Annotated in this window: 1 protein-coding gene; it reads left to right on the top strand. The window is 45.0% G+C overall.

From position 1 onward, the window contains the following. The coding region (gene priA / locus GNE10_RS34350) for a primosomal protein N' (protein ID WP_185570485.1) at positions 1-1085 on the top strand (1085 nt) is incomplete at its 5' end. Positions 1086-1634: the final 549 nt, after the last annotated feature.

Here is a 1634-nt window from a genome sequence, read left to right as displayed (position 1 = left end):
CCTACTACCTCTCCCTCCCCCAACGCATCAACTCCCGCCCACTACCGCCAGTAGAAATCGTAGATATGCGGGAAGAATTGCAGCAGGGAAATCGTTCTATATTTAGTAGATCCTTGCAAGAAGCTTTGCAACAGCTAAAAGAAAGACAGCAGCAAGGAATTTTATTTATTCATCGCCGGGGACACAGTACTTTTGTTTCTTGTCGCAGCTGTGGGTATGTGCTGGAGTGTCCCTACTGTGACGTGTCCCTGGCCTATCACCACACCGAAGAAGGAGCGCCAGAATTGTTGCGGTGTCATTACTGTAACTATACGCGATCGCATCCTAAATTCTGCCCCGATTGCAGTTCCCCTTACCTGAAATTCTTTGGTAGCGGGACTCAGCGAATTACTCAGGAACTAACGCGACAGTTTCCCCAATTGCGTTTAATTCGCTTTGATAGCGACACCACCCGCAACAAAGGCGCACACCGTACATTACTTACGCAGTTTGCCAACGGTGAAGCCGATTTATTAGTGGGTACGCAAATGCTCACTAAAGGTTTAGATTTACCGCAGGTGACACTTGTGGGAGTTGTGGCCGCGGATGGGTTGCTGCATTTATCAGACTATCGCGCCAGCGAACGCGCATTTCAAACCTTGACTCAAGTAGCTGGACGTGCTGGCAGAGGAGACGATCCGGGGAGAGTTATTATACAAACTTATACCTCAGAACATCCAGTAATTGAAGCAGTGCGATCGCACGATTATCACTCTTTTTCTCAGGCAGAATTAGAACAGCGCCAAGCCTTGAATTATCCCCCCTACGGAAGGTTAATTTTATTGCGCTTAAGCAGTCTCGACGCTGTGCAAGTGCAGAACACAGCCCAAATCATTGCCACAGCTTTAAGCGCCAACGAGGAATTAGAGATATTGGGGCCAGCACCAGCCGCTATTTTACGAGTAGCGAATCGTTATCGTTGGCAAATATTGATTAAATTTGCTCCTGAGGAATTACCGCAACTACCAGACTGGGAACAAGTGCGATCGCTTTGCCCTCAATCTGTTAGTTTGACAATAGATGTAGACCCATTAAATATTATGTGATTTCATGCCAAATTCAAAATTGGTATTCGCGCTTGTTTGAAAAGCGTCATTCTTATCCTAAGTATTTGGGCGAACCTGAGATTACTCACCAGGCGATTGGAAATCGCGGCTACACAGACGAAACCCACCTACGTGGGTTTTAAAACCTTGATTTTGTGTTATATCATGTCCGCTTGATTACTTATTAAACCCCAAGAACCCCAAAGAGCCAAAGCTACGCTTTGTCTCCCCTCCCCGCTCGCGGGGAGGGGTTGGGGGTGGGGTGCAATGACTTTGGGAATCATAACTAATTATCCGGACATGATATTATACCAATTCACCAAAATATTGATACTTGTACGGGCGAACGGCTGTTCGCCCCTACGCTTACTATTCGCCCAATACTTTTTAAACATCCTATTAGTAATTAATAAAATGACTAGCGTTTAAAGTCGATGCTGTAATTCCAGTTAACAAAGCAAAATTTACATTGCCAATCTTAATTAAAGTATCATTGTTGCTTTGAGTAATGGACAAATTTGCATAGCTAATACCACCTGATAAAGCAAT

It is taken from the genome of Nostoc sp. 2RC, assembly GCF_014222165.1.
GTDB classification, from domain to species: Bacteria; Cyanobacteriota; Cyanobacteriia; order Cyanobacteriales; family Nostocaceae; genus Nostoc; species Nostoc linckia.
Note: the sequence above shows the minus strand (reverse complement) of the source record. Positions and strands in the feature narration are given on the sequence as shown.